The following is a 17737-nucleotide window of genomic DNA, read 5'->3' on the forward strand; positions in this document are numbered from 1 at the left end:
CCGTAAGACCGGACTGCGCACACCCATAGCTTAGTGGGTGCATGGGACGGCTCCGGTTAAAAATGTCAGGCTGGCTGCTAACAAATCACCGGTATCTGTCGGCTCCTGACTCAGCCAGTAGGGAGCCGCCAAAATGGTCTGCAGCTGTAGTTCGGGATGCGCCAGTTGAACTTTTTTTGCCACAGCACTCATTTCGCCGGTTAACGAGCTTTCCAGCCACAACATCGCACTGGAACCGGACGGTAACTGCGGTTGTAATGCCTGAATGTCAGTGCGCAGCTGCAGGGGGACTGCATAGCCGGCGACATCAAGAATGTCATCTGATGGAGTCACGGCAGCAGAGCTGAGCAGCTGTTGGCGTTGTAACTGTTGCCAGAAGCGCTCGGTTTGTAGCAGCGGCTGCCATAGCAGGATCTGTGTGATATTCAGTTGCGACTGCAAGGCTGGCAGCCAATCCAGCAGCAGTGCAGCGCCAAACCTGCAGCCAAGCAGCTTGACCTGCGAATACTGTTGCAGCTCCGGCAAAACATGCAGCAGATCTGCCCGCCATTGCTGTAACGAAATCTGGCTGAATTGGCCTGCACTGTCACCAGTGCCGGTAAAATCAGGTAAATAACTGTCGATACCAAAGCTCGCCAGTTGACGGGCCAGCTTGGCGAACAAACGCCGACAGCAATTCATTTCCTCGGCAAAAGGCGGCAGGAACAATAGCGCGGTATGGCCAGGTGATGCGGCTGAATGCCATTGCGTCAGCAGCCAGCGGTCTTCGATATAACGTGCGGTCAGCACCGCTTGTGCCGACATTAATCCGGATTTTTTTGGCGTATCAGATGGCTGCATCAATTGGTTTCCATGTCAGCGGGTTCTGGCTACAGCGACGATGCGTTGCTTCCACTGTCGTATGCGCGCTTTTAGCCGTAACAGCGCAAACTGCAGCAAAGCTGCCGGCTGATTCAGCCGATAAGCCTGCAGCTGATACAGCGGCGTCATGTTATCCATCCACTGCGCTTTATAATGATCATTGCCGGTCAGAAAATCGATGGTATGGACCTGGTCCACCTCGATCACATGATCCAATAAGGCCGCAGTTAACACAGTCCCCGGCGAATAGTGATCAAAAGTCTGGTCTTGCGCCAGTTTATAGATAGCCGCGACGCCATCCGCCACCAGCCAGCATTGGGCTGCAACCGGGCGCCCCTGCAGCCAGAGTACACCCAGCCGCAAACTGTGGTTGTGCGACGCAAGGTCCAGCAACGCATTGATAAAATCCGGATTCGGCTCTGCCGGTTTCCAGCTGTGCTGATAGACCTGCCAATAGGCCGCTACCAGCTCCGGTGTCGCCAGTTGGCTGATATCAATATGGGCGCCATCTGCGACCAGTTTTTGCCGTTTACGCCGGATAGTATTGCGTAGCTGTGAAGGTCGTTGTTGCCAATAATTTTCTGCCCGGGCCGTCCAGTTATCACTGCAGTGACTGAAAAAAAAGCCCCAGCCGGGCACTTGCAGTTGTTGCAGTTGCTGCTGTTGTCCGGCCGTCAGTGGCTGTAGTTGTAACCGCTGGATCGCAGGGTACGTCTTACCGACAGTTTCAAACAACTGTAGCCAGTCACCAGGAAGAGCCGGTGCTTTTGGCCCGAGCGCAGGGGAATAATAGTTAGATAAGCTATTGATCTGCCGCCCGCCAGCACTGCAATACAGGGCAAGTTGCCACTCTGCTGCGCTGTCGCCAGGCTGATCGGCGCCTAGCATATAACACTGTGAGTCGGTCATCCCCATGAAGCGGGCGAGGTGCTGATACCAAGGTGCCGGCTGAAACCAGGGCATCGCTGAATGGTCATCCGGCTTTGCGCCAACCGGCCATTGGCTATGTACCTGCTTATTTTCTACCGGCAGTGTCTGTCCGGCTTGCGGCCGCTGTGTCACATCAGCGTCCGGCATAAGCCTGTTTAAGTTTTTGGTCAATGCGCTTTAATGGTACATCCATCCGTGTGCACCCAATTTGATCCGGCCGTACATTAAGTTCAATCATTTGTGGACCATCGGGGGCGATGGCGACATCAACACCCGCCACCCGCACATGCGGAAATGCCTGCAGCGCCTTGCCGGCAATCGCCTGACATTCTGCCCAGAACGGTATTTGCACACCGCTGACCTGAGCGCCGGTATCCGGGTGCTGCGCCAGCTGGCTCCATGGTTCACGGGAGTATGATGCGAATTTTAACTTGCCAGTCTGAATATCAATAGGGCAATACAAGCCGCCGCTGCTGGTATTATCAACCAGACTACCTTTTTGGCCGACACGTAAAAATGCACCGGCGATTTCGGTTTTTCCCGGCAATTGATAAACCCAGATGCGCAGCGTATTCACCGAATTTGGATGTAAAGCTTCCACAACCGGATGTTGTTGTAAATAACGTTCAATGATGTAGCCGTCGGGGTTTTGTTGCGCCTGTTGCCACCAGCTGTCAATGCTGACCTGTACTCCGCTGAATGGGTGCTCAAATACCACGTCATCCGCTTGCTGCACCACTGCAAAAGCTGAAAAACCGGCACCACCAAAACCTTCCACCAGCTTTAAACAAATTTTCTGGCCAACCAGACCAGCACACAGCTGTTTCAGCTGCAAAAGTGTTTGCAGCGGGGTGCCATCAGCACAGACGCCGGCTTGCGGATGCAGATAAGCGATAAATGCTGGTGTGGGTACTGCAAGGAGCTGCAATACCGCTTTCTCTACTACCTTGTGCTGAGAAGATTTTTGATAGGGCCGCGCATTCCAGCGGTCAATAAAAGCATTGTATTCAGTGTTGTTGACGTGCAGCCACTTGTCATTGAATGGCAGATCCGGTCGCCAGAACTTGCCTTGAATGTAATAACCAGGGCCAATGCGACGCAACAAAAACAACGCGGTCATCTCTGCCAGTTGTCGCCATTTCGGCAGTTGCACGATCTGCAGATTGTCCAGTTGTTGCCAACAGCGTCGAATATCTTTCCATGCTTGCATAAAGGATCCAGGGAGCAGATTTAATACGTATGCCAGCTTTGGTTGCCATAATACGTGAAGTGATACAGCGCACGAGATTAATGCGTTTTCCAAAGCCTGTAAAGCTGTGGTCTGAACAGGTCGGCACGCTGTCCGCCCGACCTCACGCTGTGGCATAATGCAAAGAGATAGACGAATCGGCAAATTGTCGGTGCGGTTGATGACAATGACGGGGCTTCTGATGAAAAATTTGTGGTTATTGCTATGCATAACCGGGTTAATTAGCTGTGGCAGCGGTGGTGGAGACAGTCCAGCGCCAGCGCCCACGCCGGTCGTCACTAATAAAGTTGTCCAGGTTACGGTAAACGGTACCGGACAGGTCAGACTCAGCGATGGTCAGGTGTGCCAGCAAAGCTGCAACCTGACGGTCAGTAACAGCAATATCGAATTAACGCCAGTTGCGGCAGAGGCTACGCAGTTTGACAGCTGGCAACAGGACTGTTCAGGCACCGGTAGTTGCCGGCTCGATTTGACTACGCTAAGCACAGCCAAAGTGGTAGCCAGTTTTGTACCACGACATGTCGCATTGCGACTGACTTCACAGCCCGGTGGTAGTATTGACTATAGCGCCGGCACACTAACGGGAAGCTGCAGCAGCAGCTGCAGCATTACGGTGCCATTCGGTACTAATGTTGCGTTACAGGCCAAAGCCAACACCTACAGCGATTTTACCGGCTGGCAAAATATCTGCAGTGCCACTGCAACGTCGCCTCGTTGCGAATTTGTCTTGAGAGAAGAGGCAAATATCGTGGCCAATTTTGCCACGCAGCAAGTCGAGTTAAAGATTGTGGTCAGTGGTCCGGGTGAAATTAGCAGCCCGACGTTGAGCACGCCGTGTCGTACAGATTGTAACTACAAAGTGAATGCTGGTACTCAGGTAGAACTCAAAGCCTCTGCCGATGCAGGACAACGTTTTAGTGGTTTTAATCTGCCATGCCTTAATGCAACGCCCTGTACTGTCACCATGGAAACCAACCGGACAGTCACTGCCGGTTTTGTCGCTGATGAACCGGCGGCGGACGATAATGTCATCACGCTGACGAACCCAACCAGCCAGGCACTGACCAACTATCCGTTGCAGTTTGCCCGGCCTTTTGTCGCGGGGGAAATCACCCAGGCGCCGCAATTAAAATTGGCAGAGCAACTGTTGCCAACTCAGGCCGACATCAAACAGCGTTATCCGGACGGCAGTGTGCGCCATGCCATTATATCGGTGCTCATCCCCGAGATAGCGCCGAATTCGACCGTCAGACTGCAGCTGGTGAACCAGCCTGTCAGCACCAATCAAACAGGCCTGAGCCAGGCACAAATGCTGGCTGATGCCTTTGATTTTGATGCCCAAATCAAAGCAGTATTTGCCGACAATCAGACACAACAACGATCAGCACGTGAGTTGCTGAGTAAAGGGAAATTCAGTTACTGGGTGCAGGGACCGATTGCGACTACGGTGTTAATTGCAGATCACAGCGAAGAGCGGACCGGTGATTTTGGTGCAGACACACACAGATCAGTGCGGCCACTGTTTTATGCCACGTTTTGGCCGGCGCTGAACAAGGTGCAAGTCCGGTTTGTTGGTGAAGTAAGTAATACTCAGGCATTGCAGGACCAGACTTATGATCTGACTTTGCTGGGCGGCGCCAAAGCACCACAGGTGTTATACCAGCAAACTGAATTACCGCATCTGGCTATGACACGCTGGACCCGTCAGTTCTGGCTCGGCGAGCAAGTGCCAGTGCTGTCACTGAATCACCAGTTAGGTTATCTGAGCAAAACCCGGTTGTTGCCGAACTTTGACTTAAAACGCAAAGTGCCGGAAACCACGATGGCAACACAGTTCAGTAACTGGCAAAAAACGGCGAAGGATCTGTATAACATTGGTTTCTGGCAAAAATCGATGCCAGCTGCCGGCGGCCGCCAGGATCTGGGCTTATATCCCAGCTGGACAGTACGCTGGCTGTTCACCGGCGATTGGCGGATGACTGAAATTGCGCTGCGTCAGGCTGAACTGAGTGGCGCCTGGCCCATCCATTTGCGGGAAGGAGGCAGCGGGCGCACTTTTGATGAAGCACGTCTGGTGTCGGGGCTGGGCCGGATCCTGTCGATTAATCCGGGCGGTCGTCCGACTTTATGGTTTAAATCTGACCGGTTGACCTGGCCTGAAACGGCAGCCGGAGATCGCATTCAGGTGGTATCAGCACTGGCGTCCAACAGCTGGGTGCCGGATGTTGCACATCATCCGGACCTGGCGTCTGCACAATATTTGCTGACCGGTGATTATTATTTCCTCGAGCAAAGCTGGTTTTCTGCGGCCTATACCACGATGAATAACAATGCCGGTGCAGGGGGCTCGACGCTCGGTCGTGGTCCGACCGGCAGCGAAGGCGCATTATATTCAGGCGAAGCCCGGGCACAGGGCTGGGCCTTACGCAGCCGGGTGCATGCCGCTTCGGTGTCGCCTGACAATTCGCCGGAACGGGCTTATCTGGAATTGTTGACTGTCAAAGCGCTGGAGATCTGGGAAGGTTTGTACGATGTGGCGAATCCTGCCGCCAAATATCCGGACCTGCGCACTTTTGGCCGCAGTAAGATTGGACCGAAAGAATTCCCTTATGCTGCGGGAGCACCATCGCCACTCGGACAATGGAGCCACAGCGAGCAGAAAGAGACAACCTTCAGCGATGGCTATTATGATTACAGCAAGGCGGCCGCCGGTGCTTCGCCCTGGATGGCGCATCTGGTGATTCTGGCGCTCGGCAGAGCAGAAGAGCTGGGTTATCCTGCCGGTCCGATGAAAGGTTTTGTTGGCCGGATGCTGACGGGGCCGGCGACGACCGAGGGATTCCCACTGGAACTGTTGTCGGCGTATCGCCAGCCTTCGATCCGCCAGCCAGACGGGCTCTGGTTTACCAATTGGCTGCAGGTACAGGATGCCTATCTGGCGACTTATCGTGCCGAAGAAATCGCCCGTTATGCCACTGGTGTAACCATCGATGCTGAGTTTGGTTATAACGCCATTGTACTGGCAACCTCAGCTTACCTGACTGACTTGCCGGGGGGAGCCCAATTGTATAAGTTCTATTCAGAGCGCTGGGGCAATCTGGTTGAACTCGACAGATCACCGAAATGGGCATTAAAACCACGTTAACCAGACTGGTTGACAGGCGTTAATGCCAGTGGGTTAATAGTAACTAATTCAATCGGCTGATGTTTTTAGATGGACAGTATCAGCTTTACTTAGTGTGATGGGGAAGGGATCGATGAAAAACGTTGCAGTGGTAACGGGTGGTACCCGTGGGATTGGAAAGGCAGTGTCAATCGCACTGCAACAGCAGGGTTATACCGTGGCGGCCGTATACGCCAGCAATGATGCAGCTGCAGAGCAATTCAGCACTGAAACCGGCATCCATGTGTATAAATGGGATGTCAGTGATTTTGCGGCTTGTAATAGTGGTTTGGCGCAGGTTGCGGCAGATCTCGGGCCTGTCGCTGTCGTGGTGAATAATGCCGGTATTACCCGCGACACTATGTTTCATAAAATGACGCCAGAACAGTGGCATGCGGTGATTAATACCAATCTGAATTCGCTGTTTAATATGTGTCGCCCGGTGATTGAAGGTATGCGTGAACGTGGCTTTGGCCGCATCATCAATATTTCATCAATCAATGGTCAGAAAGGTCAGCTCGGTCAAACCAATTACAGTGCAGCCAAGGCTGGTGATATCGGTTTTACCAAGGCGCTGGCACTGGAAAATGCCAGTAAAGGCATTACCGTGAATGCAGTGTGTCCGGGTTATGTTGAAACCGATATGGTGAAAGCGATGTCACCCGATGTCGTCAGTGCGAAAATTCTGCCGAATATTCCGGCGGGTCGGCTGGCCCAGCCGGAAGAGATCGCCCGCTGTGTGGCATTTCTGGCATCAGCAGATGCAGGTTATATCACAGGTTCTACGCTGTCCGTCAACGGTGGCCAGTATCTGGCATAACGCGGTCTGATGCAGCACGCTGAGTTGCATGTGCTGTACGGATAGAGGTGCCGGGCAATTTGATAGCCCGGCACCGTAACAGTTCCCGACGCTACAATAGCGTTAGTGCCCGACCGGCCGGTTTTGTAGTTGCTCCGGTGTGGCGTAAATAGTAATGCCAACGGCCGCCAGTTTTTCCAGTTGCTGGTAAAAATCCTGTGCACCAATCAGCCAGCATGATGCAGCGCCGACCTGGCCCTGCCGTAACAAACCACAGGCGACTAATTCGTCTTTCATATACTGCTGCAAATCGCTGCGGGACGGGTGATCAATCCGCATCGCGGCCAAAGACTTGTCGTAAGGCCTGACCGGCACTTGCCAGACTTTATCCTGATCATCGATACAGCGCAGCAAACACTCGGATTGCCAGACCGGCAACGGAAATTGCGCACCCATGGTATCTTCCAGCAGATGGTAAAAAGTGACCGGTCCCATACTGATGCCAAGACCCAGCACTTTAGCCTGTGGCAGTGTGGCGAAGCGTTGCCAGGGCGAGCCTTCGCCAAACACTGATGGCGCTTTGTGATGTGCTTCCGTCAGAAAAACGGCATCTTTCCCCCAAACCGACACGGAATGCGTCGGGTGCAGGCTGCGCTGCACGCCGCTCGTTGCCAGGAAAGCCTCCGGTAAACGGCCCATATGGGTGCCGTGGATCCTAAGGTCAAAACAATAATCTGTCAGCTTGCAGGTATTGTCGATAGTGCCGCCAGGCAAATAATAAGTCGGTAACAGAATATTGCCATTGGGACCGACGGCAGCTTGCAATGCCGCGATCACTGCAGCCGGGCCGCCTTCGACATAACCCAGACTCTTTAATGACGAATGCAAAAAAATCGAATCACCAGGCTGGACGCCAAGTGCCCGCAGTTGTTGTGTCAGCTGTTGCTGACTGACATGTGGGGCCTGTTCTTTCAGCTCTTTGGCCGATTGCTGCCGTTGGTAATGCTTTAGCAGCTGTTTCAGCTTTTGTTTCAGATAACTCAGCATAATGGTGGTAGATCCCTGCTCATCAAAATTTCATATACATTATTCAGAATGTTATGGTCTGCTCATCTGGGCGTTGAGCAGCATGTCTTTGTTCGCAGCTATTCTGGTTGAACTCTGCGCATACAAGGTTAAACTACACCGACTTCAGCTTAAGAAACAATGACAAATGGAATTTTTGCAGTCTGCGGCGATCTCGGCCGAGCTTTGGCAGGCCTCGTTACCTGAACTCAGTCAGGTCAGTGTTTATCAGCAATGGGGCTTTAGTGAGGCGATTGCTGAGGCTTATGGTTATCAGCCGCAGCGCTTTGCCATGCGTCAGACTAATGCCAGCCACTACAGTGCTGTCGTCACGTTGTTTCGCTTCGGTAAGACCTGGGTTTCTCTGCCATTTTGCGACTGTGGTGGTATTGCGGCGGTAGACGCCGCAGCTGGTGCAGAAATGCTGACAGCACTGCAGCAACATCTAAACGGTCAACCGGTGATCCTGCGTCAGATGCATTCGTTGTCGCCGCAGCCCGATGAATTACATCTGCAGCAACAGAAAGTACGGATGGTGCTGGCGTTACAAAGTGATGCCGACGCGCAGATGCAGGCATTTAAAGCCAAACTCCGATCGCAGATCCGTAAACCTGAGAAAGAGAATTTTTATTGTAAACAAGGCGGTATCGAACTGCTGGCAGATTTCTGGCAGGTCTTTACCTATAACATGCGTGAACTTGGCTCGCCGGTACATAGCAAAGCGTTGTTTGTCGCGCTGATGCAGCAAGCGGATTTACGCAGTCAGATGTTCGTGGTGTACAGCCCGGAGCACCAGCCAGTCGCTTGTGGTTTTGCCATGGGTTATGGCGGTATGCTGGTCAATCCATGGGCCTCTTCAGACCGACGCTTTCAGAAACATGCCCCCAATATGCTGCTGTACTGGCAGATGCTGCAATTTGCCATTGCCAATGGCTATCAGCACTTTGACTTTGGCCGCTCCACACCAGGTGAAGGCACATACAACTTCAAGGCGCAGTGGGGCGCTGAGCCTGAACCGCTGCATTGGTACAGCAGCGAAGCGGACGCCGGTACTATCGCTGATAGCCGGTTGAAGCAGCTGGTGATCCAAATCTGGCAGCGTTTACCTTTGCCGTTGGTTAACCAGTTGGGCCCGGTTTTGCGTAAACGCATTCATCTGTAACAGCACTCTACAAAGGAATGGCTATGACGCTGCAGGCCCAGCTAGTTAAATCTGATATGGTCGCGCACTTCAGCACAGCGGACTATTGTCTGTGCTCGCGGGATCACACGGTGTTTCAGTTCGACTATCACAGCAGTCAATTGCGCAAAATCTGCCAATTACCGCCGGCGAAAGCTGGGTTCATCGGCTTCCTGAAAGACAAAATTGCCCGCAGCAGTCTGTACCGGCGTTTGCGACCAGCGCCGGGCCTGAGTCATCTGACGCAGACACCGGATGGCACCATTGTCATTGTCTATGACCGGATTTATCTGTGTAAGCCAGGTGGTGACGCCAGGTCCGCCATGCCATTAGTCAGCAGCCTCGGGCGTTTTGCGCCGCCGCTGCGTAATGGCATGGCCGTAGAGCAGCGCACGGGACTGGTGTATTTCGGTGAATATCTGAATAACCACAGCCGTGATGTACGCGTGATTTGTATTGACCCTGTACTAGACACGGCCCGGATCTGCTGGCAGTTCAGCCGGCAGCAAATCAAACATATTCATGCCATTGTGTATGACCCATTTCGCCAGCGCCTGTGGATCACCACCGGTGACAACGATGCAGAATCAGCGTTTTATTACACGGACGACGGTTTTGCCAGCGTGCACAAATTTGCCGGCGGCGATCAGACCTGGCGTGCCACCGGGTTATTGTTTGATGAAACTGGCATGGAATGGGGCATGGATGCCGGCAAAGACGCACCAGCCGACGCAGTTAATTATATTTGGCGCTGGGATTTTGCCACGGCCAGCAGGACGCAACGTTGTATTATCGGAAACCCGGCTTATGCGGTCAGTTCGCTGGATAATGGTGGTGCTGTGCTGACCACGACCTACGAACCCGGGCGCTTGCAGGATACGCCCGAGCAGAGCGCGTTATGGTATCGCAGCCCGGCCGGCGACTGGCAGCAAATCTATGCGCAGGATTATCAGTACAGAGCCATGCCGGGTGTCAGTAAATACGGCATGTTATACATTGCGCAGGGCACAATCCCGGCAGCGCAGTTGCTGTTTTCGCCAGTGAATTGTCGCAGCGGCCAATTTGGCATCTTCCGCCTGCCGCCGCTTTAACGACGACAGGCGTTATCTGCCTGACCGGTTTCGCGACACCGGCCCGTTTAATCGGCGAGCCGGCTGAATGGCCAGCGTTTGAGTTTTTCCGCTTTGATACCCAGTTCCAGTAAGACTTCGTGGCAATCGCGAAGTCCGTCTTTGCGCACATAAATCAGGTACATAGCATAACTCAGCACGCCGGTGACTACTTTCACCAATAACACTGTGACCGGTATAAGCTGTAGCTGCTGATAACAAAACCATGCGGTCAGCCAGACCGTGGCACACATAAACAAAGCCGCTTCGAGCGGTGTTTGCAGCGCTTTAAAATACCGACGTAACGAGAAATGCAGATGGCGGCGCGCCTGCACAAACAGATACACCGACGACAGCGGATAGGAGATCAGCAATGCATAGGCTGCACCCATCAGCCCGCCATTCACCACGCCAATATACACACTGAGTGGGATGGTGACCGCGCACAAAGTGGTGTAGCTGGCGGTAATACCCGGTTTGCCAATCGAGAAAAATGCCTGCGTGATCAGCGGGTCTACTGACTTCACTAAACCGATGACACAAAGTACCTGTAAAATTGGCACCGCTTCGAGCCAGTTGTCGCCAAGCACAACCGGCACCAGTTCCGCCGCCGACAGGCCCATGCCAAGAAAAATCGGAAACGACAGCAATGCGATACCGGAAGTTAACCGGCGCAGCGCATTGTCTAAGCGTTCTGGCTCTTTTTGCATGCGGGCGAATAAAGGCACAGATGTCTGGATCACCAGGCTGGTGATGTATTGTGTCGGCAATGTCGCTAAGGTGGACGCCATCGAATAAACCCCCATCGCGCTGGCCCCCAGCACTTTGGTGATGATTGGCGTTTTGGCGCTGTTGTACAGGTACCAGGTAATTCGGGAGTAGGTCACTGCGGCGCCGAACTTCATCAGACCCATGGCTGCTCGCATATCGCCAAGGCGGCTCGGTAACCAGTTACTGCAGAGAAACAGGCAAATGGAACGAAAGCTCTGCGCCGCGATAAAACCCCAGACCAATGACCAGGCTTTAAAGCCGAGCCAGGCCAGCACCAGCGTCACGATACATTGCAGCAGGATCATCGCAAATTCGATACCGGCATAGACTTTGAATCGCATCTCGCGTGCCAGCAATGCATCCGGTACTGTGGACAGCGCGCCAATAATAAACGTCAGACTGACCACTGCCAGCATACCGGCGAGTTCAGCATAACCAAAATAGCCGGCCAGCCAGGGACTGGCCAGATACAGCGCACCATACAAGGCAGAGCTAATAAATACCGCCAGACAAAAAGCACCGTTCAGCTCCTGCGCGCTGATCTCGGCGCGGTGTTTGATCGCTGCCCCAAGGCCAATTTCATTAAAAAAGCCGATAAAGCCAACGATCACCATCACGATAGCCATCAGGCCGTAATCTTCCGGAGTCAGTAAACGGGCCAGGACCAGCGTATTGACAAAGGAAATCAGCTTGGCTGCGCCTTTGCCCATGCCAAGGTACATCAAACCTTTCAGAGTTTTATTTTTAAGCTGGTCCACGTCAGTTCCGTTGTGCTGTTTGAGATGACAGTTGTGTCAATAACGTCGCGAGTTGCACTGCGCCCTGAAACCGGCTGAAGCTATCAGGTACTGTTACTGTGTCAGATGCAGACCGGTTGATTAATTGCTGCAAGGCACTTTTTATTTCCGAGCTTTGCCAGACCCGCAAACAATCCGGCACGCGGCGGCACACATCGGCAGTGGCACTATCCGGCGGGCAAATGGCCAACAATGGTTTTGCTGACTGCACATAATCGTACAATTTGCCCGGCACCTGATAGTTGAAAATTTCATCCTGGATCAGTAAGTTGGCAGAAGAACCCATCATTTCGGCCTGGGCTTCGGCAAAAGGCACCGCCGGCAAAAATTCGACCAGTTCACTAATGCCAAACCGTTGCAAATCACTGGCGAACTTCTCCGCTTTGGCACTGCCGCGAAACTTCAGCACGAAGTTCTGTCCATTGACCAGTCCCTGTTGTTTCAGCTCACTGATCGCCTGAAACAGTGGGCTGACGTCGCGGCCATTACCATACAAAGCGCCACTGTACAGCAGGGTGTACTTGTCCGGTCTGGTCGCGTCTGGCAATGGAGTTGGCACATAGCCATTTTCAATGACGTTGAATTTATCTGCTGGCAGCATTGGATAGATCCGGCGATATAACTGCGCCGCAGCTTCGCAGGTCATCACGACTTTGCTGGCCTGCAGCATCACTTTACGTTCCAGATGGCGCTGGATGGCATTAAAGTGCTGGTAGGCCGGATTGTAATGACATTGCAGCGGATCGCGGAAATCGGCCACCCAAGGCAGCTGATGCTGCAGACTGAGCTTGCGGCCAATCAGATGTGACGTCATCACCGGATAGGTGGACCATAACAGCTGGATATTCTTCTCACGGATCAATCTGTTACCAAGCTGCACCGCCGGAAAATACCAGGGCCAGTAGCGGTCTGGCACTGCCAGTATGTCAGGCGAACGGCCGGCGACGGCAATTTTTTTACTGATATCAGTCGCCTTTGCCCGGTAAATACGGTCAGCCAATGCGGCAGGAACCTGCAAATCATGGTCAAACCGCTGATAGACGTCCGGCGTGGCGGTCAGGATGTAGGGATCCCAGCCCAGTTCAAGCAGATACTGAGCAAAACGGTACGGGCGCTGTACACCGGCACTGCGCGCCGGTGGCATTTCAAAAGCAATCAGCAGGACAGAATTGGCGGCCATCAGGCACTGACTCCAAGCAGATGACGTAATAACGCACTGAAGCCAGATAACTCAGCTTCCAGTTCCAGCCAATGTACATCTTCGCCATCCAACACCCGGCGGATTTGCAGCGGATCTGAGCCAGGCTGATGTAAGCCAATATGCGTCGTGGTTGCAGTTTGCACGCCATTGCTGTGCAATAGTGGCAGATGTGCGGCCTGATACTCGCCACTGGGATAACAGAAATGTACCAGCTGCTGTGCCGGTGTGAACTGAGCTAACCAGGCACGGTTCTGGTCGATTTCATCGGCAAAAGCCGCACTGTCCAGCGGACTACAATGGCGATGGGTGTGTAATTGCAATTCAACATTGGCTTGTTGTAATGTGGCTAATTCATTTTGGTTCAGTAGCCGGAACAATGGTTTGCCAGCATGCACCAGACTGACACCCAGCTGCGCAGCCAGGTCATACAAAGCGACGCTGCGCTGTGCGACATCGGGTAACGAATCCAGTTGCTGACAGATTTGCCGGACTAATTCGGCGGGATTGGCGGCTGGCAATGTGGCGTTCAGCACTGGTTGTCCCGGCAGCGTCAGCGACATGGCGTGCTGGCGGCTTTTCCATAACAAATACGACACCGCGACATTCAATACCGGGATCTGCTTGTCGGCATAATAGCTGGTGACATACAACATCAGCGGAAACTGATGTTGTTGCAACGTCCGTCCAACCAGCTCAGCGGTGCCAGACCAGCCGTCGTCCATTGTCAGCACCAGTTGCCGCTCGCGCTGTGGGTTAGCCAGCGCGTCAGACAGCGACACTATCCGGTATTGACTGCGGGCCAGATAATTCAGCCGCGCGGCAAAAGTTTCCGGTCGCATAAACAGTTTCGGCCGGAACTGATGTTCATCCAGATAGGCAAAACCGTGGTAACACAAGACCCGGACATGGTATCGGTATAAATAATGGCAAATGGCAAAAACACCGAAAGTCCGTGCCAGCCACAAGAACATCAGCTTAATTTTTTTAGACATGATTGTGCCAGTTCCGTCAGAAAAGACTTGGTGTTCAGCAACGCCAGTCGTCGGTCACCCGGGTAATTTAAATCTGATTTGATTGCCGGATGCAAAAAATACAGGAAAAAACCCAGCAGGCTTTTAAGTTTAGGCAATGCGGCAACCTGCGGATCTTTCAGCTTGGACAACAAATAGCCAAAATCAGCCGGAAAGGCATGGCGTGCCCGGATCTTCGCGGTCAGTCGCACCGGCTGTGCGGGTTTGACGTCAAACAGGAAATAATCCATTTGGATCACCGGGAAATGGATGCCAGCATGAATATCCAGATTCAGCGCCGCCCAGTACCGTGAGTTCAGTTCGATAAAATCAAAGGTCTGAGTCTGGTGGTGCCATTTATATTCGACCATCGCTGGTCCATTCCACCGCAGTGCTTTTAAGCGGTGCACGGCATCCTGGTACATAGGTTCAAACCACCAGCTTTCACGCAGCGAGGTCAGACCGCCGGTGTGTGGATTTTCGTGGCTGGCCACAGCCATCGATTCTGCCAGGATCTGACCATCCTGCATCAGCAGGTTCACGGTGGCTTTGACGCCCTGGCTGCAATCTTGCAGCAATACTTTATGGTAGTTGGCAAAAGCGTCGATGACAGCCTGGCGTGCGTCCTGCGCCTGGCTGACTTTACGCACCAGCGCCTGATCACCGCTACGGGCGTAATATCCGTCACCTTTGACAAAATACGGCAGACGCCAGCCGGTAAAATCGACTGCGTCAAAGTCACTGGGACTATCCAGTACGGCAGTACGCGATATGTGCGCATGCAACTGTGTATCAGCTGATTGCAAAAACTGATTAAATACAAACACTTTTGATAAACATCCGTACACTAGCTCCGCGTCTGGCGGAATGGCCATCAGCGGGCTGAACTCGGCAAAACAATCACGGACGGCCAGCAAAAAACCTTCACTGGGAATAATGGCGCGGATATTTGCTTGCTGGATTAGGTCGCGCAGCCAGCCGAGGTAGGCCGGATCTTCATAGGCCGGACACTGATAATGAAAGCTGGCAAAAGCCGACAGACAGCCCAGGGCGCCGGCTTTGGCAGATGCCGCGTGCACCTGATAACCATGTTGTCCGAGCGATCGGACCACGGCGACTGCGCCTAATGAATCCGCTTGTGGTACAAAAATCGCGTAGGCCTGCCGATCTGCAGCGCTGACCTGTTGTCTGTTGTCTGCATTAGTTGCCATGTGTACCTACCCATTCCTTTAAGAATCTGATGCTGTAGCGTTCGGCCACAATATGTAACGCCAGGCGTAAACTGAATAGCCACGGGTTGCGATCCCAGGGCGTGAAACGTCGCAAACGGAAACGACACTCTTCTGTCGGTCGGGCCTGGCCCCAATCCGTGCAAAAAGCCGCCGCAAAACCACAGTCCTTGACCTGAGCGATATGCTCGTCTGAAAAGTCGACGGCGAATTTACCATTCGGATAAGCAAAATAATGCACCGGCTGCGCTAATAGCTGTTCCAGAATCGCTTTACTTTGGGCGATTTCCTGGCGTGCGGTCTCGGCTGATTCCAGCGCCAGAATTGGGTGGTGCACCGTATGCGCACCAATTGTCATGCCCGCCGCGGCCATTTGCTTGAGCTGCTCTGCGGTGACAAATTCATGATGCATTTGCGGCACACCGGTCTGCGCGATGAGAGCTGCGATCAGTTGGTTTCGTTGCGCCATCGCGTGATATTTAATCAGGTCGGTAATGGCGACAATACTGCGATGGCGCTCGGTTTTCCCGCTGGTTGCAAACTGACGGTCTTGCAGCTTTAGCATGGTGATTTCAGCGGGCGCCTGCAAAATTGCGTTGGCTATTTGGTTTTCCCACAGGTAACCCTGCTGTAAGCCTTGTGTGCTGATAAAAAAAGTGGCCTGAAGCTGGTAACGTTGCAACAACGGAAAAATGTGGTCAAAACAATCGGCAAAACCATCATCGATAGTAATGACGACCGCATTGGCCGGCACTTTCCCTTCAGCAGCCAGTTGCAGCGCTTGTTCCAGTGATAACACCCGGAAAAAGCGTTTTAACTGCTGCAGTTGCTGTTCAAACACACCAACATCCAATACCTGTTCGTTCCAGAAGGTATGAATGGGCATGACCCGGTGATAATTCAGCACTGCGAAGCTGGACCCGCTGCTGGCGGGTTGTTTGCATTCTTGCTGTATTTGATTGCGCTTTACCATCACAGCCTATGACTTCCCTGGCAATGTCTGAAAAGCCGGAGCGGCAGAAGCACCGGCGTTGGCAGTTTCTGCACGTTGTTGTCGCGCCATGGTACAAAGCACCACAGCCAAACCAATGATCACAAAAGTTAAATCGAAGTAGGGCTGACTGAGCAAAGCACCGCTGACGCCAAAGACAATCATCGACACCTTCAGACTATTTGCCACGTTGCGCAACCATTCGTTTTCGCCGGCGTGGCTTGCCGCATAACCCAAATGCCGGTAAGCCGCCAGTAATAACATCAGGTAGATGAACAAGCCGCAATAACCCAAATCGCCTAATACCTGAAAATAGATACTGTGCGCTGCCTTGGCAAAAGGAAAGCTGACATGCGAGGTTTCCACTATGTGGTCAAACTTTTTAAAGTCCGGTTCATACAACCGCCACAGATAAGTGTTCTGACCGGCTTTAAAACCGCCACCAAACACCGGATGATCGTTGGCCATCAATACCGCTTGTTTCCACGCCTGCACCCGGCCAATAAACGACATGTCTTCGGTCGCAGTTTCAATGGTATTCATCCGGTCGAACCAGCTTTGCGGCATCAGCGACGGCAGGGCGCCAGCAACAATCAGGCTGCCTGTCAGGATCAGGATTTTGTTTTTCCCTTTCAGGAAGTAGAAAAACGCTACGATACAAAGACCGATAAAGCCACCACGTGAGAACGAACCGATAATACAGACGATATTGGCGATAATTACACCGAGCATGATTTTTTTCAGCAACTGATGTTTGGTGCTGTTATAAAGGAAAAAACACACCGGCAGCAGCATATTCAGTGCCAGTGCTAAGTCATTTCGATCACCGATGCGGGTGCCCGGCGGCCCGACAATAATATGACCCGCGCCGGAAATAATGTATTTCAGCCCTTCGTTACAGCCAATCAGACTACCGGCAATCGCGACCGCCCACAGCATCACTTCAACTCTGTGTCTGGTGTTGACGACCATTGTCACCATAAAAAACAAAAAGATAATTTTCCAGAACACGTCCCATTCAAACCAGGCAACAGTAGAAATGCCTTCAGTAAACATGGTTGCCAGCGTGCCCCAGACAAATAACACCAGCATCCAGATACTGGCGCTGGTAAAGGCGCCTTTTCCTTCCCGTTTATTGATAATAAACGACAGCACCGTTACAGCCGTGATCACCAGATTGACGCGCAGACTGGTACCAAAACCCCACACCCAGGTATGGGGCGCAAAAATAGAAGTCCAGGCAGATAACGCTACGCCAATAAAAGGGCGACGGAATATAAAATAGAGGGCGACCGGCAGAAAACATAACAGGAACAAGTCACGCATGGATTATTGGTCCTGCTTAAGAGCGTACAGACAAAGGATCAATACCGAAACCAGCG

The 17737-nt window shown here is 52.8% G+C and carries 14 protein-coding genes; 4 read left to right on the forward strand and 10 right to left on the reverse strand.

The annotated features are described in order from the left end of the window. Window positions 1-30: 30 nt before the first annotated feature. Genes ATY27_RS12990 through ATY27_RS13000 form a run of 3 tightly spaced genes read right to left on the reverse strand, consistent with a single transcriptional unit; the run spans window position 31 to window position 3001 of the window. A complete protein-coding gene (locus tag ATY27_RS12990; protein WP_208931054.1) occupies window positions 31-840 on the reverse strand; it encodes a hypothetical protein in 810 nt (269 codons plus the stop codon). Between the two features lie 15 nt (window positions 841-855). Next, window positions 856-1923, reverse strand: coding sequence for a GNAT family N-acetyltransferase (locus ATY27_RS12995; protein WP_208931055.1), 1068 nt, complete (start codon window positions 1921-1923; stop codon window positions 856-858). Between the two features lies 1 nt (window position 1924). Next, window positions 1925-3001, reverse strand: a complete 1077-nt coding sequence (locus ATY27_RS13000; protein ID WP_208931056.1) for a sugar-transfer associated ATP-grasp domain-containing protein — start codon at window positions 2999-3001, stop codon at window positions 1925-1927. A gap of 220 nt (window positions 3002-3221) precedes the next feature. Between ATY27_RS13000 and ATY27_RS13005 the strand changes: the two genes are divergently transcribed. Together ATY27_RS13005 and phbB are read left to right on the forward strand one after the other, a co-directional pair. Then, a complete protein-coding gene (locus ATY27_RS13005; RefSeq protein ID WP_208931057.1) occupies window positions 3222-6185 on the forward strand; it encodes a hypothetical protein in 2964 nt (987 codons plus the stop codon). A 112-nt stretch (window positions 6186-6297) separates the two neighbouring features. Beyond that, window positions 6298-7023 (forward strand): acetoacetyl-CoA reductase, encoded by a 726-nt coding sequence (gene phbB / locus ATY27_RS13010; protein ID WP_208931058.1) that lies wholly within the window; start codon window positions 6298-6300, stop codon window positions 7021-7023. A 102-nt stretch (window positions 7024-7125) separates the two neighbouring features. Here the strand turns inward: phbB and ATY27_RS13015 are convergent, their stop codons facing one another. Continuing rightward, window positions 7126-8049: an AAC(3) family N-acetyltransferase gene (locus ATY27_RS13015; protein WP_208931059.1), complete on the reverse strand. Its 924-nt coding sequence runs from the start codon at window positions 8047-8049 to the stop codon at window positions 7126-7128. A 166-nt stretch (window positions 8050-8215) separates the two neighbouring features. Here ATY27_RS13015 and ATY27_RS13020 point away from each other — a divergent pair, with 166 nt between their 5' ends. Together ATY27_RS13020 and ATY27_RS13025 are read left to right on the forward strand one after the other, a co-directional pair. Beyond that, on the forward strand, window positions 8216-9229 hold the full coding sequence (locus ATY27_RS13020) for a GNAT family N-acetyltransferase (protein ID WP_208931060.1): 1014 nt from the start codon (window positions 8216-8218) through the stop codon (window positions 9227-9229). Window positions 9230-9252: 23 nt separating this feature from the next. Then, window positions 9253-10338, forward strand: coding sequence for a hypothetical protein (locus ATY27_RS13025; protein ID WP_208931061.1), 1086 nt, complete (start codon window positions 9253-9255; stop codon window positions 10336-10338). 47 nt (window positions 10339-10385) lie between these two features. On the opposite strand, the gene ATY27_RS13030 is transcribed toward ATY27_RS13025, so the two are convergent. From ATY27_RS13030 to ATY27_RS13055, 6 genes are read right to left on the reverse strand one after another with little or no spacing between them, the layout of a single operon-like run. Continuing rightward, entirely contained in the window at window positions 10386-11885 is a 1500-nt protein-coding gene (locus ATY27_RS13030; RefSeq protein WP_208931062.1) for a lipopolysaccharide biosynthesis protein, read from the reverse strand. Window position 11886: 1 nt separating this feature from the next. Beyond that, a complete protein-coding gene (locus ATY27_RS13035; RefSeq protein WP_208931063.1) occupies window positions 11887-13104 on the reverse strand; it encodes a glycosyltransferase in 1218 nt (405 codons plus the stop codon). Then, on the reverse strand, window positions 13104-14117 hold the full coding sequence (locus tag ATY27_RS13040; protein ID WP_208931064.1) for a polysaccharide deacetylase family protein: 1014 nt from the start codon (window positions 14115-14117) through the stop codon (window positions 13104-13106). The genes ATY27_RS13035 and ATY27_RS13040 overlap by 1 nt, the downstream gene beginning before the upstream one ends. Continuing rightward, on the reverse strand, window positions 14096-15346 hold the full coding sequence (locus ATY27_RS13045; protein WP_208931065.1) for a hypothetical protein: 1251 nt from the start codon (window positions 15344-15346) through the stop codon (window positions 14096-14098). Before ATY27_RS13045 ends, ATY27_RS13040 begins: the two co-directional genes overlap by 22 nt. Next, window positions 15336-16337, reverse strand: coding sequence for a polysaccharide deacetylase family protein (locus ATY27_RS13050; RefSeq protein WP_208931066.1), 1002 nt, complete (start codon window positions 16335-16337; stop codon window positions 15336-15338). Before ATY27_RS13050 ends, ATY27_RS13045 begins: the two co-directional genes overlap by 11 nt. A gap of 6 nt (window positions 16338-16343) precedes the next feature. Then, entirely contained in the window at window positions 16344-17681 is a 1338-nt protein-coding gene (locus ATY27_RS13055) for a putative O-glycosylation ligase, exosortase A system-associated (RefSeq protein ID WP_208931067.1), read from the reverse strand. Between the last annotated feature and the right edge of the window lie 56 nt (window positions 17682-17737).

This window comes from Rheinheimera sp. F8, assembly GCF_001518915.1.

Coding starts and splice junctions, on each gene's coding strand:
- ATY27_RS13045 (WP_208931065.1), bottom strand. CDS start 15,346: ATGGCAACTAATGCAGACAACAGACAACAGGTCAGCGCTGCAGATCGG.
- ATY27_RS13025 (WP_208931061.1), top strand. CDS start 9,253: ATGACGCTGCAGGCCCAGCTAGTTAAATCTGATATGGTCGCGCACTTC.
- phbB (WP_208931058.1), top strand. CDS start 6,298: ATGAAAAACGTTGCAGTGGTAACGGGTGGTACCCGTGGGATTGGAAAG.
- ATY27_RS13050 (WP_208931066.1), bottom strand. CDS start 16,337: ATGGTAAAGCGCAATCAAATACAGCAAGAATGCAAACAACCCGCCAGC.
- ATY27_RS12990 (WP_208931054.1), bottom strand. CDS start 840: ATGCAGCCATCTGATACGCCAAAAAAATCCGGATTAATGTCGGCACAA.
- ATY27_RS13015 (WP_208931059.1), bottom strand. CDS start 8,049: ATGCTGAGTTATCTGAAACAAAAGCTGAAACAGCTGCTAAAGCATTAC.
- ATY27_RS13000 (WP_208931056.1), bottom strand. CDS start 3,001: ATGCAAGCATGGAAAGATATTCGACGCTGTTGGCAACAACTGGACAAT.
- ATY27_RS13035 (WP_208931063.1), bottom strand. CDS start 13,104: ATGGCCGCCAATTCTGTCCTGCTGATTGCTTTTGAAATGCCACCGGCG.
- ATY27_RS13055 (WP_208931067.1), bottom strand. CDS start 17,681: ATGCGTGACTTGTTCCTGTTATGTTTTCTGCCGGTCGCCCTCTATTTT.
- ATY27_RS13040 (WP_208931064.1), bottom strand. CDS start 14,117: ATGTCTAAAAAAATTAAGCTGATGTTCTTGTGGCTGGCACGGACTTTC.
- ATY27_RS13020 (WP_208931060.1), top strand. CDS start 8,216: ATGGAATTTTTGCAGTCTGCGGCGATCTCGGCCGAGCTTTGGCAGGCC.
- ATY27_RS13005 (WP_208931057.1), top strand. CDS start 3,222: ATGAAAAATTTGTGGTTATTGCTATGCATAACCGGGTTAATTAGCTGT.